Origin of the sequence: Trichocoleus sp. Lan (genome assembly GCF_039961855.1) — a bacterium.
Lineage (GTDB): Bacteria > Cyanobacteriota > Cyanobacteriia > Cyanobacteriales > FACHB-T130 > FACHB-T130.
Genome location: NZ_JAMPKA010000001.1, coordinates 306,186 through 332,822, shown reverse-complemented (window position 1 = coordinate 332,822; position 26,637 = coordinate 306,186). Strand labels below are relative to the sequence as shown.

The 26,637-nt window shown below is 46.9% G+C and carries 18 protein-coding genes; 11 read left to right on the top strand and 7 right to left on the bottom strand.

Annotated features, from left to right (window positions below; all coding sequences use genetic code 11):
• Nucleotides 1-58: 58 nt before the first annotated feature.
• The 4 genes from NDA03_RS01390 to NDA03_RS01375 form a co-directional block, all read right to left on the bottom strand.
• Complete coding sequence (locus tag NDA03_RS01390) at nt 59-571, bottom strand: LptA/OstA family protein (RefSeq protein ID WP_190413050.1); 513 nt, start codon at nt 569-571, stop codon at nt 59-61.
• A gap of 132 nt (nt 572-703) precedes the next feature.
• A complete protein-coding gene (locus NDA03_RS01385; protein ID WP_190413051.1) occupies nt 704-1,105 on the bottom strand; it encodes a DUF309 domain-containing protein in 402 nt (133 codons plus the stop codon).
• A gap of 627 nt (nt 1,106-1,732) precedes the next feature.
• Complete coding sequence (locus tag NDA03_RS01380) at nt 1,733-2,095, bottom strand: ferredoxin thioredoxin reductase catalytic beta subunit (RefSeq protein WP_190413052.1); 363 nt, start codon at nt 2,093-2,095, stop codon at nt 1,733-1,735.
• Nucleotides 2,096-2,190: 95 nt separating this feature from the next.
• Nucleotides 2,191-3,348 (bottom strand): DUF58 domain-containing protein, encoded by a 1,158-nt coding sequence (locus tag NDA03_RS01375; protein ID WP_190668306.1) that lies wholly within the window; start codon nt 3,346-3,348, stop codon nt 2,191-2,193.
• Nucleotides 3,349-3,557: 209 nt separating this feature from the next.
• Between NDA03_RS01375 and NDA03_RS01370 the strand changes: the two genes are divergently transcribed.
• Complete coding sequence (locus NDA03_RS01370; RefSeq protein WP_190438589.1) at nt 3,558-4,778, top strand: type IV pilus twitching motility protein PilT; 1,221 nt, start codon at nt 3,558-3,560, stop codon at nt 4,776-4,778.
• A gap of 267 nt (nt 4,779-5,045) precedes the next feature.
• Here the strand turns inward: NDA03_RS01370 and typA are convergent, their stop codons facing one another.
• Nucleotides 5,046-6,836, bottom strand: coding sequence for a translational GTPase TypA (typA, locus tag NDA03_RS01365; RefSeq protein WP_190413055.1), 1,791 nt, complete (start codon nt 6,834-6,836; stop codon nt 5,046-5,048).
• Between the two features lie 340 nt (nt 6,837-7,176).
• On the opposite strand from typA, the gene NDA03_RS01360 reads away from it, so the two are divergent.
• The 8 genes from NDA03_RS01360 (at nt 7,177) to NDA03_RS01325 (ending at nt 19,854) form a co-directional block, all read left to right on the top strand.
• On the top strand, nt 7,177-9,609 hold the full coding sequence (locus NDA03_RS01360) for a PAS domain S-box protein (RefSeq protein ID WP_348237067.1): 2,433 nt from the start codon (nt 7,177-7,179) through the stop codon (nt 9,607-9,609).
• Nucleotides 9,610-9,650: 41 nt separating this feature from the next.
• On the top strand, nt 9,651-10,097 hold the full coding sequence (locus NDA03_RS01355; RefSeq protein WP_190413057.1) for a response regulator: 447 nt from the start codon (nt 9,651-9,653) through the stop codon (nt 10,095-10,097).
• A complete protein-coding gene (locus NDA03_RS01350; RefSeq protein ID WP_348237066.1) occupies nt 10,094-11,641 on the top strand; it encodes an ATP-binding protein in 1,548 nt (515 codons plus the stop codon). The genes NDA03_RS01355 and NDA03_RS01350 overlap by 4 nt, the downstream gene beginning before the upstream one ends.
• A gap of 193 nt (nt 11,642-11,834) precedes the next feature.
• Nucleotides 11,835-12,857 carry a serine/threonine-protein kinase gene (locus tag NDA03_RS01345; RefSeq protein WP_348237065.1) on the top strand — a complete coding sequence of 341 codons (1,023 nt, stop codon included), beginning with the start codon at nt 11,835-11,837 and terminating at the stop codon, nt 12,855-12,857.
• A gap of 307 nt (nt 12,858-13,164) precedes the next feature.
• A complete protein-coding gene (locus NDA03_RS01340; protein WP_242031304.1) occupies nt 13,165-13,821 on the top strand; it encodes a hypothetical protein in 657 nt (218 codons plus the stop codon).
• A 109-nt stretch (nt 13,822-13,930) separates the two neighbouring features.
• On the top strand, nt 13,931-14,503 hold the full coding sequence (locus tag NDA03_RS01335; protein WP_190413715.1) for an HD domain-containing protein: 573 nt from the start codon (nt 13,931-13,933) through the stop codon (nt 14,501-14,503).
• A gap of 363 nt (nt 14,504-14,866) precedes the next feature.
• A complete protein-coding gene (locus NDA03_RS01330) occupies nt 14,867-16,297 on the top strand; it encodes an AAA-like domain-containing protein (RefSeq protein ID WP_190413060.1) in 1,431 nt (476 codons plus the stop codon).
• Entirely contained in the window at nt 16,294-19,854 is a 3,561-nt protein-coding gene (locus NDA03_RS01325; protein ID WP_348237064.1) for an AAA-like domain-containing protein, read from the top strand. Before NDA03_RS01330 ends, NDA03_RS01325 begins: the two co-directional genes overlap by 4 nt.
• Nucleotides 19,855-19,916: 62 nt before the next feature.
• Here NDA03_RS01325 and NDA03_RS01320 read toward each other — a convergent pair whose 3' ends face one another.
• Nucleotides 19,917-22,058 carry an EAL domain-containing protein gene (locus NDA03_RS01320; protein WP_348237063.1) on the bottom strand — a complete coding sequence of 714 codons (2,142 nt, stop codon included), beginning with the start codon at nt 22,056-22,058 and terminating at the stop codon, nt 19,917-19,919.
• 148 nt (nt 22,059-22,206) lie between these two features.
• The gene (locus NDA03_RS01315) at nt 22,207-24,759 is read right to left on the bottom strand and encodes a PAS domain S-box protein (protein WP_348237062.1); all 2,553 of its coding nucleotides are present in this window, start codon (nt 24,757-24,759) and stop codon (nt 22,207-22,209) included.
• Between the two features lie 904 nt (nt 24,760-25,663).
• On the opposite strand from NDA03_RS01315, the gene NDA03_RS01310 reads away from it, so the two are divergent.
• Entirely contained in the window at nt 25,664-25,921 is a 258-nt protein-coding gene (locus tag NDA03_RS01310) for a hypothetical protein (protein ID WP_190425293.1), read from the top strand.
• 238 nt (nt 25,922-26,159) lie between these two features.
• On the top strand, nt 26,160-26,567 hold the full coding sequence (locus tag NDA03_RS01305) for a DUF2267 domain-containing protein (RefSeq protein ID WP_348237061.1): 408 nt from the start codon (nt 26,160-26,162) through the stop codon (nt 26,565-26,567).
• Nucleotides 26,568-26,637 lie beyond the last annotated feature (70 nt).

Genomic DNA, 26,637 nt, shown 5'->3' with positions numbered 1-26,637 from the left:
ATTAAAAGCCATTAGCGATTAGCCATTCGCGATTCGCGATTAGCCATGTGACAAATGGCTAGCGGCTATTCGGCGTTTTGAAGGCTGGTTTAGGATTGACGGCGGGAGCTGGTGGCGCTACGGGTGTAGTTGGAGAATTTGGATCGGCGACCAGATAAACTGATTCTACCTGCCGATTGGACTGAGGCAGGGCAACAAAGCGTCCTTCATCGATCAGATAGGTGATAGTCTCGCCTCGGAGACTATTGCCTTGTTGCAGGACGTAGACGTTCCCACTCAGAACGATGCGGCGTTCTTTGCTGAAATACTGAGCTTGGGCAGCAGTTGCCTGAATCTGCCGTGAGGGGTAATACATTTGCACGTTGCCACGAGCTGTTACCACGCCTGTTTTCGAGTTGGCTTCTTGCACATCAGAACGGACGGTGAGGGCACGTCCGTCATCGGCGGTTTGAGCTTGGGCGGTTTGGATTTGGGTGGGGATAGCGATCGCTCCTGCTAGGACAGCTGGAAGCATCAGCACTAATCCCAGGCGACGCATTAGACTTTGATTAAATTGAAATGAGGACATCATGGGTCTTGCGGAGACATCAAAGACGGTGATCGGCTCTTGTGCCTAGTTTACTCTTTCTAAAGGCTCGATCCAGAACAAATCCAGCGATAACTAGGCACAACAATCCCGACGTTTCTGAGTATTGAGAAGTTTCTAAGCCTCTACTCGCACTATTTTCGGTAACTGTGAAGCATTCTCGTTTTGTTGCATCTGTTCTACAAAATCAACCACGTTTTCTGCTCCAGCTTGTTGCAGTGCCGTCAACAGTTCGGCACTCTGTTCCCGCAGTTCGGTGACATCAATTCCACTGTAAGCAGGTTCGTATGCCTCCAAGCGGCGCATTCCCTCTCCCAGTAAAATAACTGCACCGCGCCAGTTAAGGTTGCCTAGGTGATAACATCCAACGGCAATTTGCAGCACTCCCTGATAAAACCTTTTTTCCGGCTCGCTGGCTTCCATCCACAGAGCCTCTAAGGTGTCGTGGCAGGCGTAAAATTCATGCTGATTAAACTCTTCGATCCCTTGCCAAAATTCAGATGGGATTTCTTCAGTCATTAGTCGGGAACTATATTAATAATTTCATTACTCTGCCGTTTTCGGTTCCCTACCGTCAAGCACCTTCCCTTGTGGTTATGGTTGTGTTCAGGCATCACCACACTTATCGCTCCAGACGAAGATGCCTATGTTTAGCTGCTTCGCGCGTGGGTGATAGAAAGCCTCCAAAACAAGCGATCGCTTTAAGTTTTTAACGGATAGAAAAAACTGTTCTGAAATGTCTTTATTTAAGTTTAAATAAAGTTTAATAGAAATTCATTTATTTTTTTAATCCTATTGATAAAAATCACATTTTGAGTGGCTTTTTTTTAATTGCTTAGCTTGCGATCGCTACTTATTTTTAAAATTCCAATCTTACTTAATTGTTATAAGGTTTATCAGCCCAGGCAAACCAATAAAACGTGGATTTTAGGGGATAGTTTTTTCCTGATTTATCCAACCAAGCGGAATTTAAAAAATTCTTTTAGCACGCGGGAGGCTTTATTTTGAGGACTTTCTGGGACGTGTGGCTGTTACCGACATGATAAGTTTGATGCTTCAGCTAATCGCTAATCGATAATTGGTAGTTAGGCTAAAAAACATTTATAACTAGCAACTTTTCAATTAGCGATTAGCTAGAGCAAATCGTTACATACTATCGCGTACAGCTTTAATTTCTTCAAGAGAGATTTCCTGCATCTCACCGCGAAACTCGTTATCTTCTGTCAGAAATAACATACAGTGGCACTCTTTTCGCTCTCGCATCGGTACGCAAGGACAATTCCAGAAAGTTGCATGTACCTCTGCTTCTTTATCTTCGTAGTGACGACAGGGACACAAAGGGGCACCCAGATCATCTTTATGCTTGGCGAGTCCTTCAATCACTACGGCTGTTACGGAAGGATCGACGCAGAAGTAGGTGCCAGTACGCTTGGCGTAAGTTTCGGAGAAATGGCGCATCGCCTCTAGACTTTTTTCGCTGGATTTTGTTTCAGTTTCTGATGGGTTCATAATATGAGATGACGCGAGATCGACAGGTGTTTATGCATTGTATCTTAAGCCTTTTCCTGAAGGGGATTGGCTGGGATCGATGCAATCGGGCAAGCCTACTTCAGAGGGGATTGTAGCTGAAGTTGTAGCGGCTGATCGCTATTGATGACAATTCCAGGGGAATTGCGATTCACAGGCATTGCAGGCTCAGTTAAAGACTCCGGCATCCAGATCATCCAACGGCTACCGGGGGGTAAAGAGCTTAGAGTAACATGATTGGGAGTCAGCCAGATTAAGGGAAGCGTCGGTGGATCTCCAGCACGGGCATCTTCTCCGGCGTAGGTTGCGGCTAGAGTTTCTAAAACCACGCGATGACCTTGCACTAAACCTGTGAAGGCTGTCCAAAGTTTTACGCTTAACTGACGCCCACTGGCATAGAAGTACAGGGATGCTGCCGCAATGACTGCTTGCTCAAAATGCTCTGGATTCCAACTGGTGGCGCTATCGAGGCAGATAATTACTTCTTGTCCACCTGTAAAGACTTCTAGTTCGCGTACCTGGAATTCACCGTAACGGGCGCTGGTTCGCCAGTGGATTAAACGAGTGGGATCTCCGACTCGATAGGGACGAAGCGATCGCGTGACTCCTTCTGTTGCAGCTTGAGAACGGCGATCTAAACTTAGAAACAAGGGACTTTTTTCTTGCCCAATTTCATCCACCATCGGGCAGTTGGTGAGGGGTAAAACGGTGGGATAAACAAATGCCGTAGCCGCAACTTCACGCTGGCGGCGACACCAGAATAATCCCACAGGGGCAGCAGTTCTCAGTTGTACGGTGTTCCAGCGATAAACTCCGCGTTTTTGCGTGGGTAGGTAGTAAACCCAGTGGTGGACGCTATGAGGAGAAATCGTTTCAATTGCCGTTTGTACGGGTTGTCCCAATACAAAGGGAAGAACGTCCCGGACTAAAAGTAAGGTTTTGGGATGGTTAACCGGATTTTCAATTTCTAATTCGATGGTTAAATCGTCGCCAACGCTGACGGGCTGGATAGGGCGTCGGGTGACTTGAAGATGACGAAGCGATCGCACGGATAGGAAGCTTGCAATTCCGAGTAGCGCAAAGCTGAGGCCACTAATAACATACAGCCACCCCGCCATTGTGTTCGTGGCAGCTCCAAAAAAACAGACGGCGATGATTCCCAATATCCACCCAGCGTAGGCTGGCGTTACCCACCGAGTTTCCAGCCAGTCTGCTATCCGATTACCGATATTCATAAACAGCGCTGCCCAGTCTAGAGTCTAGCTATCCCAGCACCTTAACAAAATTCTGATTACAAATAAATAAGAGATTTTACACCTGTCTGGTAATTTTTTAGAATTAAGGACATTCACGGTTGACTTAAAGAAAATTTTTAAAGGCAAGATCCATTAAACTGTGGTTTTACCGATGCTGCCGGACCCAGTAAGTACCCAGGGGGAAAAAAATGACCAAAGCCAATGATGCTGAAGCGACTCGCGCACAAGCTCCTTCACGCATGCCACCACCACTACCGCCACCACCCGTTCCTCCGCAGATGCAGCCAGGGCGACCCCCAGAAGTTAACAGCGCGACTTCCATCAAACAGATGGTGAAAGATGCGTATGCTCAAAAAGCCTCGGACATCCATATTCGAGTGGGGCAAGTTCCCAGATATCGGATTCGAGGTCAGATGGTAGAGGCTGAAGGTCAGCTCAAGGTAACACCTGAAATTTTTGAGCAAAATCTTGCTGAGATCCTGACTCCTGCTCAGCGAAAGCAGTTTGCAGAAAACAAGGAACTGGATACGGCCATTTTCTACCCAGGTTTCGTGCGCTGTCGGGTGAATTGTTTTGAATCCCTGATGGGCGGAGCAATGGTTCTGCGTTTGATCAGCCTAGAGATTCCTTCACTTGATAGTTTAGGCTTACCGCCAGTCCTCAAGGATATTGTAAGCAAACCGCAAGGATTGATTTTGGTGACAGGTCCCACGGGATCGGGAAAATCAACTACCTTAGCGGCGATGATTCGTCATCTGAATGAGACGACGAATAAGCACATTGTCACGATTGAAGACCCGATTGAATTTGTCCACCCTTCCCAAAAGTGCTTGGTTAGTCAACGGGAAGTGGGTTTGCATACCAATGAGTTTCACGCGGCACTGCGGTCAGTTCTGCGGGAAGATCCAGATGTGATTCTGATTGGGGAAATGCGCGATCGCATTACCGTTAATACCGCCCTGCAAGCTGCCCAAACAGGTCACTTAGTTTTAGGCACTCTGCACACCCGCAACGCCATCAACGCGGTTAACCGCTTGTTGAACTTGTACAACGCCGATGAACAGCCAGCCATGCGAATTCAGATCACCGATTCTTTGGTGGCAGTGATTGCACAACTGCTGCTGCCAACCACGGATAGTCGTCGCACAGCAGTCCATGACATCTTGATCAATACCCCGGCGATGCAAGATTACTTGCTCAAGGGTGACGATGAGGAAGCTTATCGATTGATGCTAGATGACACGTTCGATGGAATGCAGGTGATGAATCAGGCGCTTTACGACCAAATGCTAGAGGGTCGGATTACTCTAGAGGCGGCATTGAGTGCTTCCCCAGATCCCAACGATCTGGATCGCCGTATCCGCACAGGTGGAATTGACGCTTCTAGTTCGACTCGTACCTGGATGTAAGCTGGGTTTTACAGGAAAGTTAGAGCGATCGCATTTCGGATGTCATCTAGAGCGGTTTGCAGTTGGGTGAAATCTATTGCATTTCTAACGTTGGTTAGGGGCATGGCATTGCCCCATTCCTAATCCCCTACTGATGTATGGCAGTGTATGGCATCGGAACGATAAAAGCGATAAGGAATGCGCGATCGCTCTAAAAAAAAGCCCGCGACAGCGGGCCTTTTTCGTGTAGCCCCAAGCTTCAAGCTGGGGCTATTGTTGTCGAATCATTTACCGCTTCGCCAACTTCTTCGTCACCTTCCGCAGCCGAATTGACTTGGGAGTAACTTCCACCAATTCATCTGAACCGATGTATTCCAAGGCACGCTCCAAGCTCATATCGATTGGTGCTTGTAACTGCACTAATTCATCACCGCCAGAAGCACGGTGGTTCGTCAGCTGCTTCGCCTTGCAGACATTCAGTTCCAAATCTTGAGAGCGGTTGTGTTCCCCGACAATCATGCCTTTGTAAACTTTGGTGCCCGGAGTGATAAAGAATGCACCCCGATCCTCAGCATTCTTCATCGCGTAGAAGGTAGCAACGCCTTCTTCAAATGAAATTAAGACACCGTTGCGGCGAGTTTCCATATCGCTGGTGATGGGGCGATAGTCTAGGAAACTGTGGTTCATAATCCCTTCGCCACGGGTGAGGCGCATGAATTCACCCCGGAAGCCGATTAAACCACGGGCGGGAATTACAAATTCTAGTTGAGTGCGACCCGTGGCACTCATCTGCATATCTTGCATTTCGCCCTTGCGCTGCCCCAAACGTTCGATACAGCCACCACTCGCTTCTTGCGGGACATCCAGCACCAAACATTCGTAAGGTTCGCAGGGTTGACCGCTGACTTCGCGGAAAATCACTTGCGGCTGGGAAACTTGAAATTCATAGCCTTCCCGACGCATGGTTTCAATCAAGATGCCGAGGTGAAGTTCGCCTCGACCGGAAACGAGTAATTTATCGGGAGAGTCGGTATCTTCAATCCGCAGGGCGACGTTCGTTTCAAGTTCGCGGAACAGGCGATCGCGTACTTGCCGTGATGTCACCATCGTCCCTTCCTGTCCGGCAAAGGGCGAATCGTTCACCGAGAAGGTCATTTGCAAGGTAGGCTCATCTACCTTAATCAGCGGCAAAGCTTGCGGTTCGTTCGGACAAGTAATTGTCTCGCCAATATTTGCATCGGCAAAACCAGCCACCGCCACAATATTTCCTGCCGAGGCTTCTTCCAAATCAATCCGCTTTAAGCCTTCAAAACCCATCAACTTGGAGATTTTACCTTTCACAATGGCGCTGGTTTCCGTCACCAAAGCCACTTGTTGCCCCATCCGGATTGTGCCGTTATGGATTTTTCCAATCACAATCCGACCCAGATATTCAGAATAATCCAGGGTTGTCACTTGCAGTTGTAGAGGCTTATTCGGATCGCCTACAGGTGGCGCGACATGGTGCAGAATTGCCTCAAACATGGGCTGCATATCCATGTTGTCGGATTCCAGGTCATTTTTGGCATAACCATTGATACCGGAGGCAAACAGATAAGGGAAATCGCACTGATCGTCATCTGCACCCAATTCCAAAAACAGATCCAAGACTTTATCAATTGAGCCGTGGGGATCGGCTTGAGGACGGTCGATTTTATTAACGACAACGATGGGGCGCAGTCCCTTTTCCAGGGCTTTTTTCAGCACAAATCGCGTTTGGGGCATGGGGCCTTCATTGGCATCTACAATCAAGATGCAGCCATCAACCATGCCTAACACCCGCTCGACTTCACCACCAAAATCGGCGTGTCCGGGGGTATCAATAATATTGATCAGGGTTTCTTTATATCTGACGGCGGTATTTTTCGCCAGAATTGTGATGCCTCGCTCCCGCTCTAGGGCATTGGAATCCATGACGCAATCAGGAACGTCTTCGCCTTCGCGGAAGATGCCAGATTGCCGGAGGAGGGCATCAACGAGGGTTGTTTTGCCGTGATCGACGTGGGCAATGATTGCGACGTTACGAATAGGGAGCGTCATAGAAGCGTGCCAGAGAGGGTGTTGAGATTGAAATAGATGTCTCTTGGCTTATTAACAGAATTTGGGATTTAACATAAATCCTGTAAAGAAGCCTTAACAATTCTAGCCTAATCGCCCGAAACATGGCGCTAGTTTTATGCATCCCCATCCTTCATTTTTGTTTTGCCTTTCCGGTGCCAGTGCGCGTGAGGCACAGGCATCACAGACACTATTTGACGCAATGATTGCGGTAGCCGTGTGAAACGAATCACTGCCAAGAAATGCGATCGCCCTTAGCCTAACTGAAGACGAGAATTGGCGAGGAAAATCTTATCACCAAGCACAACATGAGGGAGACTTCATGCCAGATTTCCTGAGAACCCTTTTGGCTTCAGCAGGGTTTATTCCCCACGGACACTGCTATCTATGGAAGCCAGATTTAGTTTGGCTTCATGTTTCGTCAGATGCTTTGATTGCGCTGGCATATTATTCGATTTCATTCATGCTGGTCTATTTCGTCTACAAAAGACGAGATGTGCCTTTTAACTGGATTTTTCTGCTGTTTGGCAGCTTTATCATCGCCTGCGGCACCACCCATCTAATGGAAATCTGGACGCTGTGGCATCCTACTTACTGGCTAGCCGGATGGATCAAAGCTTTTACTGCAATTGTCTCCCTCGGTACGGCGGTGCTGCTGTCAGAATTGATCCCTAAAGCGCTGGTTCTCCCTAGTCCAGCAGAATTAGAAGCGGTAAACCTGGCACTGAGAAACGAAATACTAGAGCGTCAGCAAGTGGAGGAAGCGCTACGTGAAAGTGAAAGACGGTTCCGCGCCATTTTTAACCAAACATTTCAATTCATTGGATTACTAAAACCGGATGGCACTGTCTTAGAGATTAATCAGACAGCGCTAGAGTTCGTTGGAATTAAGGCGGCGGATATAGTCGGTCGTCCATTTTGGGATGAAGTTTGGAACCTACCCACCGAATTCCTGAATCAGTGGAAAGCAGCGATTACCGAAGCAGCAAACGGTAACTTTGTTCGTTTTGAAGGGAATCTGCCCACTCCTCAAGGCACAATGTTTGTTGATGCCTCGCTCAAACCTGTGAAAGACGAGACAGGACAAGTGGTGCTATTAATTCCAGAAGGTCGGGAAATTACCGAGCGCAAACGGGCAGAAGAAGCATTACAGCGAGCTTATGATGAACTAGAAATTCGGGTTCGGGAACGAACGGCAGAATTAACAACCATAAACGCATCGTTAGAAGCTGAAATTGCTGAGCGTAAACAGGCGCAAGCAGCACTACACCAACGAGAACAAGAACTCAAAGCACTAATCGAAAATACTCCAGATATCATTGCCCGGTTCGATCGAGATTTACGTCATATCTATGTCAACTCAGCAATAGAACTGGCAACAGGAGTACCGTCTGAGGTATTTATCGGCAAAACGAATCGCGAATTAGGAATGTCTGAGGATCTCGTCTCCCAATGGGAAAGCATTTTCCGCCAAGTTTTTGAAACGGGTCAAGAGAATGTTGTTGAATTTCAGTTTCCGACACCGAATGGTCTGAAATATTATCAATCTCGCCTGGTTGCAGAATTTACCGAAGACGGTTTAATCAATTCTGTACTGGGTATCTCCCGGGACATTACTGGACTGAAGCAGGTGGAAGAAGCGTTGCGGAACAGCGAGCAACGATTCCGTGCCACTTTCAATCAAGCTGCTGTCGGTATTGCAGAGGTAGAAAGGAATGGACAATGGCGACTGGTGAACCAAAAGCTTTGCGATATTACTGGTTACACTCGTGAGGAACTTTTAGAACGAACTTTCCAAGATATTACTCACCCCGATGACCTCAATACTGACCTCGAAAATGTTGGTCGAATGTTAGCTGGTGAGATTTCAACATACTCAATGGAAAAGCGCTACATCCGCAAAGACACCTCCCCAGTCTGGATTAATCTGACTGGATCGGTTGTGCGTAATTGTGCAGGTGAACTCAGGTACTTTATTGCCATTGTTGAAGACATTAGCGATCGCAAACGATTCCAGCAGGAAATTACACAACTCAATCAAGACTTGGAACGCCGGGTGGTCGAACGGACTGCACAACTCGAAGCCGCCAATCGGGAACTGGAAGCTTTTTCTTATTCGGTGTCCCACGATTTACGTGCGCCACTGCGGAGTGTTGATGGGTTTAGTCAGGCGCTTTTGGAGCGCTACGCTGACACGCTGGATGAGAAAGGCAAACACTACCTGCATCGGATTCGTGCAGGCAGCCAGCGCATGGGAGAACTCATTGATGACCTGCTGGAGCTTTCGCGGGTGACACGCACCGAGATGCGTACCACGGAAGTTGATTTAAGCGCGATCGCTTCTGAGATTGTCATTGAACTAAGACAGTCGCAACCGGAACGACCCGTTGAAGTTGCGATCGCTCCAGGCATTGTTGCACAAGGGGATGCGCGGCTTCTACGAATAATTCTGGAAAATCTACTTCATAACGCCTGGAAATTTACGTCAAATCGCTCATATGCTTGTATTGAATTTGGCATCACACTAAAGATAGATTCTCAACCTGCTTATTTTGTACGTGACAATGGCGCTGGCTTTGACATGGCTTATGCCAACAAATTGTTTGGAGCCTTTCAGCGCCTACACTCAATGACTGAGTTCCCCGGAACTGGCATTGGACTGGCAACTGTCCAGCGAATCATTCACCGCCACGGTGGTCGAGTATGGGCCGAAAGCGCAGTAGAACAAGGTGCAACTTTTTATTTCACGCTCTAAGGCGGGCAGAATTTAAACTTAGCTTCTAAACGGAAAATAAATTGAATAACCGACACATCCTATTGGTGGAAGATAATCCTGACGATGAAGAGCTTACCTTACTTGCTTTGGATCAAAGCGGTATTCCATACAATGTTGTAGTAGCCCGCGATGGAGTAGAGGCACTCGATTATCTGTTTGGTACAGGTAGGTACACTGACAGGGACATTAACAGACTACCCGCAGTCGTTCTACTAGATATAAAAATGCCCAGAATTGATGGTTTAGAAGTGTTGCAACGACTGCGTGCCAACGATCTGACAAAACTCTTGCCAGTCGTCATTCTCACGACATCAACAGAGGAGCAAGACCGACTCAACGGCTATAGCTTCGGTTGTAACAGTTACATTCGCAAACCTGTAGATTATGTACAATTTATGACAGCAGTAAAGCAGTTGGGAATGTATTGGCTGCTTTTCAATGAAGCCCCGCCGTTACTAGGAATATGATGAATCAACCGCTGCGAGTTCTCATGGTTGAAGATTTAGAAGATGATGCTGAATTACTGCTCAACGAACTAGAGCGCGGTGGTTACGAGCCGATTTACGAGCGGGTAGATACAGATGCTGCCATGAATACAGCATTAGATAAACAACATTGGGATATTGTCATATCAGACTACTCAATGCCCACTTTTAGCGCTCCTGCTGCTTTAACTTTGTTGAAAGACAAAGGGCTAGATTTACCATTCATTATTGTTTCCGGCAACATTGGAGAGGATGTCGCAGTCGCTGCGATGAAAGCTGGAGCCTCTGACTACTTGATGAAAGGCAACCTGGCGCGATTAATTCCCGCAGTTGAACGCGAGTTGCGCGAAGCCGTTGAGCGGCGCAAACGGCGCGAAGCAGAACAAGCTTTACGGGAAAATGATGAACGCTTCCGCTTACTGATCGAAAATGCCTTAGACATCATCGCTGTTCTAGATACTGATGGCACTATTTATTACACAAGTCCATCCGTTGAGAAAGTTTTAGGTTACAAACCGGAAGAGCTAGTTAGCAAAAAACTCTATAATTTTATTCATCCTGAAGACGTAACTGAGGTGATTGATACTCTCAATCAAGCAGTTAAAAAAACCGATATTACTCTATTTACAGAATTTAAATTTCTACATCAAAATAGCTCTTGGCAAATATTAGAAGCAATTTGCAAAAATTTTATTCCCCAGTCAGGAATTCCTAGAGTTGTTGTCAACTGCCGGGACATTACCGAACGGAAGCGGACAGAAGAAGTTCGGGTTGCTTTGGAAAAAGAAAAAGAACTGAATGAAGGGAAATTTTACTTTGTTTCAATGATGGCCCATGAGTTTCGCAATCCCCTCAACACGATCCTCATGTCTGCCGAACTCCTTGAACATTACAACTATAAAGCTACTGAAGAGCAAAAAGCTTTATATTTCAATCGCATTCGCTCGGCTGCCAAACATATGACACAGTTGTTAGAGGATGTTTTGACAATTAGCCGAGCAGAAATTGGAGAATTAGAGATTAATGTAGAGCCTTTTGATTTAAAACAATTTTGCCACGATTTGATGGAGGAAATTCAGTTTACAACTGGGAAAGAACACACGCTCATCTTTGCCAGTAAATGTAAATGTGCCCAGGTATATATGGATCAAAAACTTCTATGGCATATTCTGACAAATTTGGTCTCGAATGCAATTAAGTATTCACCGCAAGGCGGCACTGTCCAGCTTGAACTTTCTTGTCATGATGGACAGGCAACAATTCAAATTAAAGATGAAGGAATTGGCATTCCTCCAACCGACCAAGAACGACTATTTGAAGTGTTTCACCGAGCCAAAAATGTTGGCAAGATTCCCGGTACAGGGCTGGGATTATCAATTGTTAAAAAATTCGTGGAGTTGCACGGCGGTCAGATTTCTGTCAGTAGTGAAGTTGGGGTAGGCACTACTTTTACTGTGCTGTTGCCATTGAACAGTCAGATGTCTACCGAGGAGTTAGACGATGCGACTGCGTATTTTGCCAATTAAACTGTCATTTAGAGCAGTTCTCAACTACCGAGCTTCACGGTAGAGTATCACAGCCATGAAGATTGCTTTTTGCTTAGGCTAAAGCGCGATCGCTTGTATTTGTACTTTGACTATAGTACACTTGTACCAAGCTAAATTGAATACCTCTTCAGACCGCGCCAAAATCGATGCAAGCGCAAGGGAGTCAGAAATAATGGCTTGGAATCCTGGGCAGAAGTTACAAAACGGCAAGTACACCATTGAAAAAGTGCTTGGACAAGGTGGTTTTGGGATCGCGCATTTAGTTAAAAACAAAAAAGGCAATTTGCTTGTCATCAAAACCCTCAACCACTTTCTGCAACGCCAACACGACTTCGGCAAATTTCAGCAGGATTTTCTGAATGAAGCGGTGCGGTTAGCAAAATTTAATCATCCTCATATCGTCAAAATTGATGAAGTCATTCAAGAGGATGGGCTGTGGTGCATTGTGATGGAATATATTGCCGGAGAAAGTCTAGCCCATCGAGTTTGGCAGAAAGGGGCAATGTGCGAGGCGGAAGCAATGCGCTACATTCAGCAGATAGGTGATGCCCTGACACTGGTTCACAACAATGGTTTGCTGCATCGGGATGTCAAGCCACTCAACATCATGCTGCGTTGTAAAAATGCCGATGTTGTCACTTCTGAGATGGAGGGCGTCTTGGAAGCGGTTCTCGTTGACTTTGGCATTGCCCGCGAGTTTACCCCAGATATCACCCAAACCCAGACAGAATTTTGCTCTAGCGGCTTTGCCCCGATTGAGCAGTATGACTGGCGCTCCAAACGGGGTGCTTATACTGATGTTTATTCTTTAGCTGCAACGCTTTATACCTTATTAACGGCTCAAGTACCTACACCTTCACCAATGAGAGCGTATGGGATGGAACTCACACCACCCAAACGCATTAATTCTCTCCTCGGCGATCGCGTAAATTACGCTATCGTCAAAGGTATGGCCTTAAAACCAGAAGATCGCCCTCAGTCAGTGCCGGAATGGCTAGCATTGTTGGGAATCTTACCTCCCCCAAATGCTAACCCCAGTCCTCTTGTCCAATTGCAGGAGCGATTGCGTGAAGCACAAGAAAATAAATTAAATGGTAGTAATGAGTGGCGGGAGCGATTCCGAAAAGCGCAAGAAGACAGATTAAAAGATAATCATAATTGGCGCGATCGCTTGCGAAAAGCTTGTCAAAAGTGACAGAGAAAAGATGGCTCCGATAGCCGAATCTTGAAGTTGTCAGTTCGGGATGCGATCGCATCCTGAAACTCATTGCACTCAAATAAAACCTAGTTTCCCTCGTTTTTGGGCGCTGACGCCCGGAAAAACGAGAATCTGGATGCGCTGCATCCTTAAGACCGTGGGGAACTTAGAGCGATCGCTTTGCCGTCAGATCCAGGTAAGACTGAGAAGCGAAGACTGCTAGTTTTTGTCCTTTTACCATGTTCTGGGATGAAAGGGCAGCTTTTTATGAGTAAATACCTAATGCAAAAAAAATTCTAAGGACATGGTGAAACCGCCTCACCGAATGATGTTGATGGGTGCCTATATTTTTGCTGGTTTACTGTTTACTAAACCAGCACAGGGATTAGTTTTTCCTCAGCACTTGCCAAAACCGCTGGTAGTATCAGCAAGCATTTTTCTGAGCGCTCAGCCTTATACACCTTCACGGGTTTTAGAAAAAATACCACCGGAATTGAGTCCAGAGCCAACCCTGGACGATTTTAATGCCAATATTTGTCAGGATATTCCGATGGGCGTTGGCGTTCCAGGATTTCAACCAGGAGTACATAATAGCGTTGTCCAACGAATACTCGGCAGTCCCGGCGTAACCACTAGAGGTTACTGGCCGAATACTCGTGCCATATCCTATCAATTAATCCCAGATCAGGTGAGCCTGGGTTTTTTATTTGATAAAAATTCTGGACTCATACGCCAAACTGAAGCATCTTTTGCCCAATGGGTGAATAGCGAGATCGTCCTAGTGACGTTGAATAGTATGTTGGGTTGCAAGCTCAACGACGCCATCAAGCAGGGTTTGCAACAGGTGCAGCAGCGTCAGTCTCCCAAATTCTTTTTTTCTCTAGAGTCCCTGCGGGGAGTGATTGAGCGGGATAAGGGCGATCGCGTTTATATTGGCATTTGGGAGGCAGGCTTACACTAAAGATCGGTAAGTAGTTGGGAATTAGTAATGGGTCATTTGTCATTCGTCAGCAGCCACATACCAACAACTAAAAACGATCGATCGTTACCCATTACCCAAAATTAAAATGATTCTCTCACAACGCTTTACAGATGCCCTGACCTTTGCCACCGCCTTGCACGCGAACCAAATTCGCAAAGGTTCAGGTGTTCCCTATATTTCCCATTTACTCGGCGTCACCAGTATTGCCTTAGAGCATGGGGCAAATGAAGATGAAGCGATCGCTGCTCTACTCCATGATGCCATCGAAGACCAAGGCGGTGCCGCGACACGAGAAGAAATTCGCCGTCGGTTTGGAGATACGGTGACGGAAATTGTCAACGGTTGTACCGATGCTGACACAACACCCAAACCCCCTTGGCAGGAACGCAAAGAAGCTTATATTGCCCATATCCCGGCTGCTTCAACCTCGGTGCGTCTTGTCTCAGCAGCCGATAAACTCCACAATGCCCGCTCGATTTTGACTGATTATCACATTGTAGGCGAGGCAATTTGGGAACGCTTCCAAGCAGGCAAACAAGGAACCCTTTGGTATTATCGCTCTTTGGTTGGCGCATTTCGCAAAGCCGGTTCATCACCGCTCATTGATGAATTAGAACGGGTCGTTTCAGAACTAGAACATCAGGTAGACAAAGCGACTTAAGCTGCTTGACTGACAAATCTCTTAAAACCCTTGCCAATTCGTGGGGTAGTCCCGTGCGAGAGCGGTATCATTACTTTTACAAGAGGCTAAAATGCTTTTGCCGTGGTTGTTTGGGTTGCCACCCGATCCTTAAGTAAAGACGCCCTAATTCCTGCACCCAACATCTTGACTACAGGAAGATACAGCGAAGGAAGTTACAGGAATTAGCATATTTTCCTTTTATTTGACAAATAATTCAGACAAAAATTATCTATTTTTATAGGTAAAAAGTAAGAATATTAAAATAGAATTTTTTGGTTTTAGGAACCGACGATTCTGGAGACAACTTGCTAGATATGATGCCAGGTCAAATTATGTCATCGTATGAATGTAGATGAAGTTCTAGAAGCCGTAGAAAAAGTTCTGCTTTCTCGGCAACTCAGTCCCGTTGAGCGATTAATCCTGCGTCGCTCTTGGTTAGGAGACGATTATCGTGAAATGGCGCGGGATTCTGCTTACAGTCTCCCCTACCTCAAAGAAGTTGGTTCCCACTTGTGGCAGGCTCTCTCCGCAGCACTCAACCAGAGAGTGACGAAAAAAAATTTGCATTTACTCGTTAACCTGCACCAGCAAAACCGGACAGGTGAACAGCAAAATAGAGCGCAAGAGGTGCAAACAGACACAGAAGTAGAAGATAATTTTTCAGCTTCAGAAACAGAGACTGAGCAAAAATTTCCTGGGGGTCCTGTACCGCTAGATTCTCCTCTCTACATCAATCGTCCCCCGATTGAAGAACTCGCCTACACTGAGATTACCCAACCTGGATGTCTGCTCCGCATTAAAGCACCCAAGCAAATGGGGAAAAGTTCCCTACTTATTCGGATTCTGGCTCGCGCTACAGATGTTGGTTACAAAACTGTCTCTTTAGATTTTCAGGAAGCCGACGAAGCAGTTTTTGCCTCCCTCGATAAATTCCTACGCTGGTTCTGTGCCAATGTCAGCAGACAGTTGAATCTCAATCCCCTAATGGATGAGTTTTGGGATGAGGATATGGGCAGTAAAGTTAGCTGCAAAATCTATTTTGAGGGTTATCTGTTCAAGCAAGTTAACAGTCCTCTGGTGTTGGCTTTGAATGAAGTTAATCGGGTTTTTGAGCATCCCGAAATCGCCTTAGATTTTCTCCCAATGCTGCGATTTTGGCACGAACAAGCACGAGCAGTGGAAGTTTGGCAAAAGCTCAGACTTTTGGTTGTTCATAGTACAGAAATTTATATTCCGCTAAAGCTGAATCAATCCCCCTTCAATGTTGGGATATCCATTAGGTTGCCACAGTTTTCAAGCGAACAAGTGCAGGATTTTGCACAGCGATATGGACTTGATTGGAGCGATAGTATAGAGGCCCAAAATGATACTTCCTGCCGCAACGATTACGCATCTCTACTAATGGCAATGGTGGGCGGACATCCCTATTTGGTAAGCGTAGCGCTTTATCACCTGCGCCGAGGAGCGATGACATTAAAGGAGTTATTGCAAGTGGCTCCTACACCCGCTGGGATTTATAGCGACCATCTACGGAGTCATTTGGTAATGCTCCAAGATGAACCACAGTTAGCATCTGCTTTGCAACAAGTTGTTACTGCTGATGAGAGCGTACAATTAGAAGCGATCGCTGCCTATAAGTTAGAAAGTATGGGATTGATTCAAATGGATGGAAATCGGGCAAGTCCCAGCTGCCAGCTATATCGTCTCTATTTTCGCTCGCAGCTAGGAGAGAAAAAAGAATGCCAATGCCACTCCAAGAATACTGAGCGATGAAATACCAAGTCGGTGGCAGTCTAACCAGCGAAGCTCCCAGCTATGTACAACGAATTGCAGACTCCCAACTCTATGAAGCATTAAAACAGGGTGAGTTTTGCTACGTTCTCAACTCCCGACAAATGGGCAAATCCTCTCTGCTGGTGAGAACTCGCCATCGCTTGCAACAAGAAGGGTTTAAATGCACTGCTGTGGATATGACTAATATCGGCAGCGAAAATATTACACCGACTCAGTGGTACAAGGGAGTTGTTGCCGATCTGTGGTCGGGTTTTAACTTGTTAGAAAAAATTAATTTAAAAGATTGGTGGCGAGAGCAAGATGATATTTCACTGCTCCAACGACTAAGTCGATTTATTGCCGAGTTGTTATTAGTTCAATTTCCGAATGAAAAAATATTTATTTTTATTGATGAAGTTGATAGCATTTTAAGTTTGGATTTTCCGGTTGATGACTTCTTTGCCTTGATTCGGTTTTGCTACAACCAACGAGCCATCAATCCAGAATACAGACGGATTACTTTTGCAATTTTTGGTGTAGCAACGCCAAGCGATCTCATTGTCGATAAAAATCGAACCCCTTTTAATATTGGGAAAGCGATAGAACTAACTGGCATTCAACTGCACGAAGCTCAGCCATTAGTGAAAGGATTAGCGGTAAAAGAAGGAAACTCGCAAACCGTTTTAAAAGAAATATTAGCCTGGAGTGGAGGGCAGCCCTTTCTCACCCAAAAGCTGTGTAACTTGGTAGGGAATCTTGTTGACACGCGATTGAGCGATGAGACGATGAACAGCGTTCTGACCATTCCACCAGGAAATGAGGCGTTTTGGGTAGAGAACCTGGTGAAGACACGCATCATTCACAAATGGGAAAGCCAAGATGAACCAGAGCATTTAAAGACAATACGCGATCGCATCCTTCGCAACGAGGAACGCGCTGGCAGATTTTTGGGAATTTACCAGCAAATCCTACAAGGTGTGGAAGTACCAACCGATGACAGCCGAGATCAAATAGAACTATTGCTATCGGGTTTAGTGGTAAAACACCAGGGTTATTTAAAGGTAAAAAATCGAATCTATGAAGAAGTATTTAATCTCAAATGGGTAGACAAGCAATTAAAGGAACTGCGCCCTTACTCTCAACTTTTTGATGCTTGGATTGCTTCAAAACAAAAGGATACATCGCGGTTGTTGCGTCGGCAAGCGCTGAAAGACGCTCAAATATGGGCACAAGGTAAAAGTTTGGGCGATTTGGACTATCAATTTTTAGCCGCTTCTGGCGAATTGGATAGGTTGGAAATGCAGCAAACTCTAGAAGCAGAACGGCTGAAAGAAGTGGAAGCGCGACTAACAGAGGAACAAAAAAGATTAGCACTAGAGAAAAAAAGTTCCAGGCGGCAAAGATTTTTGCTTGTTGTAGAAAGTATGACATTAATTCTCGCCTGTGCATTGGGGCTAGCGGCTTATGTTCAGTATCGGCAAACTGCTGTCAGCGAGATAAAAGCGATCGCTAAATCTTCCGAAGCACTATTCGCCTCAAATCAAAAGTTAGATGCACTCGTACAAGCGATCGCAGCACAGCGACGATTAGACAAGTTGAATGTTGCAGATGCAGATATTCAGCACTCAGTGAAGGAGGCTCTCCATCAGGCTGTTTATGGAGCGGTTGAATATAACCACTTATCCGGGCATGACAATGTGGTTAATGATGTAACGTTCAGCCCTGATGGCGAACTCATTGCCTCAGCTTCTGCGGACAAAAGCATCGATCTTTGGAAAAAAGACGGTACAAAACTGGGAACGCTTCAAGGTCACAACAATACGGTTTGGGGTGTCGTATTTAGCCCCAGAGGGGATCTAATTGCTACTGGTTCTGGGGATAACACCATTAAACTTTGGCGCAAAAACAGGACAAATTCACCAGACGGAAAGCCGATTTATACCTTGTGGCAGACCTTAAAAGGACATACCAAAGACGTTGCAGAAGTCGCGATCGCTCCTAACGGTCAGACCATTGCATCTGCTTCTAAAGATAAAACAGTTAAACTCTGGAGTGCAGACGGCAAACTGCTGAGAACTCTCACTGGACATACGGATGAAGTTGCCAGCGTTGCCTTTAGCCCTGACAGTCAGATTGTTGCATCTGCTTCTCACGATAAAACCATCAAACTCTGGAGTGCAGACGGTAAACTGCTGAGAACCCTTACCGGACATACGGATAGAGTTAGGGATGTTACCTTTAGCCCTCACGGAAATCTGATTGCCTCGGCGAGTTGGGATAAAACAGTCAAACTTTGGCACCTTGATGGAACTTTAGTCCAAACCCTAACTGGACACAGCGATGCAGTAGGCAAAATCGCTTTTAACCCTCAAGGTCGTTTAATCGCCTCGGCAAGTCTTGATAGAACAGTCAAACTTTGGAACCTTGACGGGACTCTCGTAAAAACCCTGCCAGCCGCCAAGGATGTCGTTTCTGGAGTGGCGTGGAGTCCTGACGGGCAAATCCTCGCCTCAGCCAGTTGGGATGGCCCGATCGCGCTCTGGAAGCTTGATGACAGTTTTAGCCAGACTCTTAACGGACATCAAGCATCAATTTACACCATAAAATTTAGTCCTGATGGTCAGACAATTGCCACCGCCAGTCGCGATCAGACCATTAAACTTTGGCGGCTTGATGGTAGCTTAATTCGCACTTTCCCCAAACAAGCCGATAAAGTTTTCGGAGTCGATTTCAGCCCAAAGGTCGCCACCATTGCTACAGGCGGTTATGACAGCACTGTTCGGTTGTGGCGACTGGATGGAACCTTACTTCACACTTTTACTGGACATCAAGGCAGAGTCTTCGCCGTTGATTTCCATCCAAATGGACAGTCACTCGCCTCGGCGGGTGAGGACAGAACCGTCAAAGTCTGGAGGATTGACGGCACTCAATTGGCAACTCTCAAAGGGCATATCGACCACATTAACGGAGTAGCATTTAGCCCTGACGGACAGCTTATTGCCTCAGCTAGCGTGGACGGCACAGTCAAACTTTGGCAGTGGGATAATGCCATCGCATCTGGAAAGCCCAGCTACAGACTTCTACACACGTTAAAAAGCCATCGCCGTCAGGTGGCTGGAGTGGCATTTAGCCCTGATGGCAAAACCCTCGCTTCAGCAGGTATGGATAGCATGGTGAGACTTTGGCGGCGCGACGGTACAGAAATCAGAGCCTTTAAGGGACACAAAAATGGGGTGTTCGGAGTGGCATTTAGCCCTGATGGGAAGTTAATCGCCTCAGCAAGTTTCGATGGCACAGTCAAACTTTGGAGGTACGACGGGAAAGAGCTTGAAACCTTGAAGGGACATAGCGATGGGGTGTTCGGAGTTACCTTTAGCCCTGATGGGAAGTTAATCGCCTCAGCAAGTCAGGATAGAACCGCAATTTTGTGGAAATTAGAGCGAATTTTCCAGCTCGATTTCCTCCAGTATGGATGCGATTGGGTGCGGGATTATTTGCAGACGAATGCAGATGTGGAGGAAAGCGATCGCCATCTTTGCGATGGAATTCAATCCTGATTTACATTAGGTATTCACCATAAACTAATCCGTTCTACCTGCAAAATTTGAAGAGAATTCGCTCAGATTGGGCTGAGGTTGTAGCACGACGATGCGGCGATTAATGTTTCAGCTGCCATGCTATCGACTGGCTTAGAAAACAAATATCCTTGTCCGGATTCGCATCCCATCGTCTGGAGTTGTTTCATCTGTTGAATCGTTTCGATGCCTTCGGCGGTGACATCCATTCCCAAATTATTAGCCAGCGTCACAATCGCTCGGACAATGGGTAAACTTTCGCCACCGATGCCCATGCGGCTAACAAAAGAACGGTCAATCTTCAAGGTATTGATCGGAAAATGATACAACCGGCTTAAAGAAGAATAGCCGGTGCCGAAGTCATCAATCGATAGCTCAACACCCAAGACTCTCAAATATTCCAGCATCGCGATCGCATCTTCATTGTCTGCGATCGCGCTTTCGGTAATCTCTAGCTTTAAACTGTAGGGATCGCACTCGGTTTTGTGCAAAATCTGGTCGATCTTTTCAATTAAATCGGGTTGCAAAAACTGCCTGCCCGACAAATTGACGCTCATTGTCAGTCCCCGGTGGTTTGGAAATGCCGAATGCCAGCGTTGCAACTGACTGCAAGCCTCGCGCAGCACCCACTCACCCATCGGCAGAATCAGTCCCGTTTCTTCCGCCACGGGGATAAACTCCGCTGGGGAAACTAAGCCGCGTGTGGGATGCTGCCAGCGCACCAGTGCCTCGAAGCCAGAAATTTGACCGGTTGCCAGCGATACTATCGGCTGATAGTGCAGCCGTAACTCCTGGCGTTCCAGAACGTGTCGCAGATCCGTTTCCATCTGCAATCGGGCAACTGCTTGGTGGTGCATGGTCTTGTTAAACACCGCATACCGCGCCCTCCCTAGTGCCTTTGCTCGATACATAGCAATGTCGGCATCGCGCAGGATGTCTTCTGCCTGGTCATAGCCCAGCATACTCAAAGCAATGCCAATACTGACGGTGCTGAATACTTCTTGCCCCTCAATCTGCAATGGTTTTCGCAGTTGCCTTTGCAATCGATTGGCAATGCGGGTGACTTGGCTCAGGTCTGGTAAATCTGCTAGGACGATGGCAAACTCGTCTCCACTCAACCGTGCCACCGTATCTTCTGGGCGCACCGATGCCTGTAGAATTTTAGCGATCGCTACCAGCAATTGATCTCCTGCTAGATGTCCCAGGCTATCGTTAATCACCTTAAATCGATCGACATCCAAAAACAGCACAGCAAATAAATAGTCCTGGCATTGATTCGCCCGTTCCAGGGTTTGCCGCAACCGATCCATAAAAAGTGCTCGGTTGGGCAAGCCTGTCAAAGCATCGTGATAGGCTGCATGAAATAATTGCGACTCTACTTGCTTGCGTTGAGTGATATCGCGTTGAATTGCTAGGTAATGAGTCGTCTCATCTTGTTCATTTTTGATCGGTTCGATGTGCCACTCGTTGTAAAACTCCGTGCCATCTTTGCGATAGTTAATCGCTTCGCCATAAAATACTTTCCCTTCGGACAGAGTTTGTCGCAGTCGGTCGAGGAGAGTCCGATCGGTTTTGGGTCCTTGCAAGATCCTCGGTGATTCACCGATGACTTCCTCTGGGGTGTAGCCGGTCATTCTCGTAAACGCGCGATTGACAAAGATGATTTCTGGGCCGGGAAAAGTTAAGTGAGTCGAAGTAATCGCGATCGCATCTTCCGCAAATTCAACCGCCGCTGCCAGTTGCCGTAACCTTTCCTCTGTACGCTGGCGTTCTGTAATGTTAATCGCCACACCCACTAAACCAACCACTTGACCTGTTTGATTTTGCAGCGGGGTGGTGCGGTTTTCGTACACCACATCGCCTATCTGGACAATCCAGGTTACTTCTTTTCCAGCTAAAACGTTGCGAATATTCGCTAAGATTTCAGGCCGGTCTTTATAAAGGTCAAAAATCGACTGCCCGATTACCTCACCGGCTTTCAGTCCGAGAGCCTCCAGTCCCTTGCCTTCAGAAAGCGTAAAAATGCCATTGCTATCTAGGGCATACAAAATAATTGGTGCATTTCCAACACTGGCGCGTAGCAGCTGTTCATTACCTAATCCCAAGGAACTGAGGCAATGCTGTGGCAATATACCCAGACTAGAACCGTCACCGTTCCTAGCAGTGTCGATCCTTTCGCATCGCATCGTCCTGATCCTGTGGGACTGGGATATTGGTTTCAGCTCCATCGGCTCCATATTTTTCCGGCTAGGATTTCCTGATAATTCTTTATTATTTCTTAAGATTTCCCTCTTGGGATCGTCTGCCACTCATCAGCGTATACCTAACTACTGATTACGCAACCTGGGAGGGAGCCATCGGGAGTGGGGTTGCAGAGGCGGTAGATTGCTGAAGCGGAATTTCTAGAACAAACTCTGTCCCTTGTCCGGGCGTTGACAGACACTTTAGTTGACCTCCGTGACGCTCCACCACCACTTGGTAGCTAATGGACAGCCCCAGCCCAGTCCCTTCTCCTACAGGTTTAGTCGTAAAAAAGGGGTCAAAGATTCGTTTTTGGACTGCTTCTGGAATGCCGCAACCATTATCTGCGATCCGGATAATTACTTGATTTTGGTTGTTCGCTGTTGTGCAAATCCGAATTGTCGGTAAAGGGGAATTGGCGATCGGGAATTGGCGATCGCTACTTTCTTCTCCATGATTCATCATCCATGAAGCCTGAACGTTTTCCCGTTCCAGAGCATCAATGGCGTTGCTCAGCAGATTCATAAAAACCTGATTTATCTGCCCTGCGTAGCATTCCACCTGGGGTAGGTTGCCGTATTCTTTGATAATCAGAATACCTGGTTTTCCTCCCTGTGGCTTCAATCGATGCTGCAAGATCAACAGGGTGCTGTCGATGCCTTCATGCAAATCCACCGGCTTTTTCTGGCTCTCATCATGGCGGGAGAAATTCCGCAAGCTCAGGACAATCTGGCGGATGCGTTCCGCCCCCATTTGCATAGAATCCAATAGCCTTGGGAAATCTTCGACTAGAAACTCCCAATCCATTGCCTCGGCTTCTGTTTGAATTTCCGCCGCTGGCTGAGGATAGTGCTGCTGGTAGAGGTTTAACAAATGCAGCAAATCTTGGGCATACTGCAAAGCCGGGGTCAAATTCCCATAAATGAAGGAGACGGGGTTATTAATTTCATGGGCGACACCCGCTACTAACTGCCCCAAACTGGACATTTTTTCGCTTTGGATCAACTGGGTTTGGGTTTTCCGCAGCCGATGCAGCGCTTGTTTAAGTTTGGTCGTTTTTTTCCTTAATTGTGCTTCTGATTTCTGTAATGCTTCCTCCGCTTGCTTCCGTTCGACGAGTTCGGCTTCCAGTTGCTCAAATAGCGTCGATTGCTGAATGGCGATCGCTAGCTGCACGCTAAGCTGTTTGAGCAATTCTACTTCCGATGCCTGCCATTGCCGGGTTTCGGTGCAGTTTTGGGCAACAAGCAGCCCCCATAATTGAGGGTTGGAAGAGGACTGAGGACTGAGGACTGAGGACTGAGGGTTGGAAGAGGACTGAGGACTGAGGACTGAGGACTGAGGAGTGGATGGGGGAGGAGGGCTGGTTGAGGTGTGAGGGTTGAGGAAGAGTCCTTTCACCTCCGTCTTGTTTTGGACAATCGGGACGACCAGATTGGCTTTTACCTGAAACTTCACTAGCCAATCAATCTGGCACTGGCTGAGATTCGCCGTGTCGATATTCTCAATCGCTTGAACCTCACCTTGTTGGTAAAGAGGCAGGTGATTTTCCCCAAAACATCTGCTGTGGATCTGAGTTCCTAAACTTTTAGTCCAACCCGTGCCGACCGATTCTACAGCCCCGACTCCACGCCCATCTGAATCGAAGCGGTAGATCGTTACCCGATCGGTGTTGAGAAATTGCCGGACTTGCGATACAGCCGTTTTCAGGACTTCTTCCAGGTTCAGAGACTGGCGGATGCGCTGATTCATGGTTCTGAGCAGCCGTTCTCCAGTCGCTTGCTTCCATAAGGCCGTTTCTACCTGTTTGCGACCTGTAATATCCATCACCGTCCCAGTAACCCGTGTCGGTGTATTGGTTGGGTTGCAAAACAGGGTACCCGTAACGGCAACCCACCGAACTGCACCATCCGGGCAAAGGAGACGATGTTCGAGGCTAAAGAGACGACCTGCCAAGTTTTCTGTCCTGGATGCCTGTACAATCTGCGCGATCGCTTCCGTCACGCGATCGCAGTCCTCCAGATGAATACACTTTAAATAAGCTTCATAAGTGCTACCAAAGGAACCAGGTGGGAAACCTAATAAAGATTCCGCATTTGCCGACCAGGTTAGCTGACCCGTCTGCCTCTCCCACTCCCAAACTCCCATACTGGCAGCATTCAGAGCAAGCCCCAGCCTGGTTTCGCTTTGTTGTAACGCCGCTTGTGACTGTTGTTCAGCGAGCTGGCGCTCGGTAATATCTGTATGAAAAACCAGAAACTGAGTCAGTTCACCAGTGGCGTCCCAGACAGGAGCAACAATTAGCTCATTCCAAAAAGGCGTGCCATCTTTGCGATAATTCTTTAACACTACCTGGCACTCTTGCCCTAACTGCAAGGCTTGGTGAATTTGCTCAATCGCATCCTGGTCAGTATCGATTCCTTGCAAAAAAAAGCAGTTGCGTCCGATGACTTCTGCTGAAGCATAGCCCGTTATCTTCTCAAAAGCCGGATTGCAATAGGCTATAGAAGGATTGGGGGTACGAGCATCCACAATCACAAGACCCACAGGCATGGTTGCGAGGATGCGATCGCATAACCCTCCTGCTTCCCCGTGCCGATCGAGAGTGTGAAACTTCTTGCCTACCTTGCCTTGCTGGCTTGCCATTGCAGTTGCAGCTCTCAGAAGTAATTAGTAGCGAATGTTAAGCCTCGATTTCTTACCGTACACGAATCTTAACTTCTCTCTAATATACCTAATGGCGTATTTCTCCGGTGTGATGCATTATACAAATTTCAGTGCTATATAGTCTGAGTTTCTACCTGAGGTGGTCGGAAGAGATTAATCTCTATGCGCCAGATAATCTTTAAAAAACATTGGTCTAGTTCCTAACGACGACCGTGGCGCTGTTCTAAAATCTTCTGTTTTACAAACTTCTCTCAAGTCCCGATCCAGATGACAGCGATTCCAGCCACCGCTTTATCACTGACTGAATCTACACTTTAAGCGGCATCCACATTGCCCCCAGTCAGTACCGGGTTAAGTCAGTACTGGGTTAGTTGGGTGATTTATTATGCCCGATCTCATTTTGCATTCGGCGATTGTCGCCGACATTGAATGCAGGTTCTAGGTGGACACTAGTGCCTGAAAATACGGTAATTTCCTACGGTAAATCTTTGTTCGCAGTCTATTGAGCTTGTGTATCGGGTTGCTCGGTCATAGGACTGTGCCTGATTCATACTGCCTTATCGGCGAAAGACCCAACTGATAAAATTATCTAAATTCTCAAACTCAAATAAGAATCTCAAATAAGAATAAAGGGGTGCGCTCATTTAAGCAAATAACGACTCGCTATTCGCAATTTAAAATTGTCCGCACCCCGCAAAAATTACGGTGATTAAATTTCAGCATAGCGATTTACTGGTAAGTAAACCTATGACTTTGGAGCGAATTAAAAACAAATAGATATATCACCTAGGAGCGAAGCAGACCGTTAGAGGGAATACATAGGCTTAAAGTCAAGACTTAGACTCTAGCGCTGAGTTGTTAGGGAAAGCAAAAGGAGGGGAAAATGACGCATCACGGCAATCATGACGATGAGATCATCACGGGAACCGCAGACGAACACTACAACCTGATCAGCGTGCTATACCATGCCCTAGAGGGTGCCAGTACCTACGAAATTTATATTCAGGATGCTGAGGAAGCTGGAGATGATGAACTCGTAGAGTTCTTCCAGCAACTAGAAGAAGAAGAATCTCAACGCGCCGAACGGGCGAAAGAATTGCTTGCTAAGCGGATTGCTCCGCAGGGGGCAGTTGCTAGATAGCGATCGCAAAAGCTAGCTCAGACTTATTTCCCCCTTTAAATTCTTGAGAGAATTCGTGGTTGAAGCAGCCACAAATTCCCTAGTTTGCACGAGTAAAAAACGTGCAAATTAAAATATCGTGCAATTACGGCGCGAACTTCATGAAGTAAGGAGCGTACTTTTTTTAGAAAGATTCAACGCTTTGGCAAGTCATTAAGAGAGCGAAGCGTGAAAGTTGGAAAGATTTAAGAGGTCAATAGTGAAATACGAGCAGTTCATTAAACAGGTTCAAAGCGTTGCCCAACTGAGCCACCGTCAGGAAGCAGAACGTGCCACTCGTGCCACGCTGGAAACACTGAAAGAACGCATCGTTGGAGACGAGGCAAAAGACCTAGCTTCACAACTGCCAGCAGAACTACAAGAGTGTCTGCGTGGGCGAGAGGGCGAAAACGGTCAATTTTTCTCGCTGCAAGAGTTTTACCAGCGCGTCAGCGAAAAAGAGGGAACCGATCCTAGCGATGCTGCAACTCATGTTCGAGCGGTGTTCGCAGTGCTGCAAAAAGCCGTAACGCCTGGTGAGTTTGCAGATGTCCGCGCTAATTTTTCAGACGATGACGCAGAGCTATTTCTTACTGGAACCTCATTGAGTGAAGTTCCCAGTTCGTAAGAATTTTAAAGGTAAAACTCCAAAGGAGTTTTACTTTTTCTCGCGATCGCTCAAAATTTTTTTCCTTGCA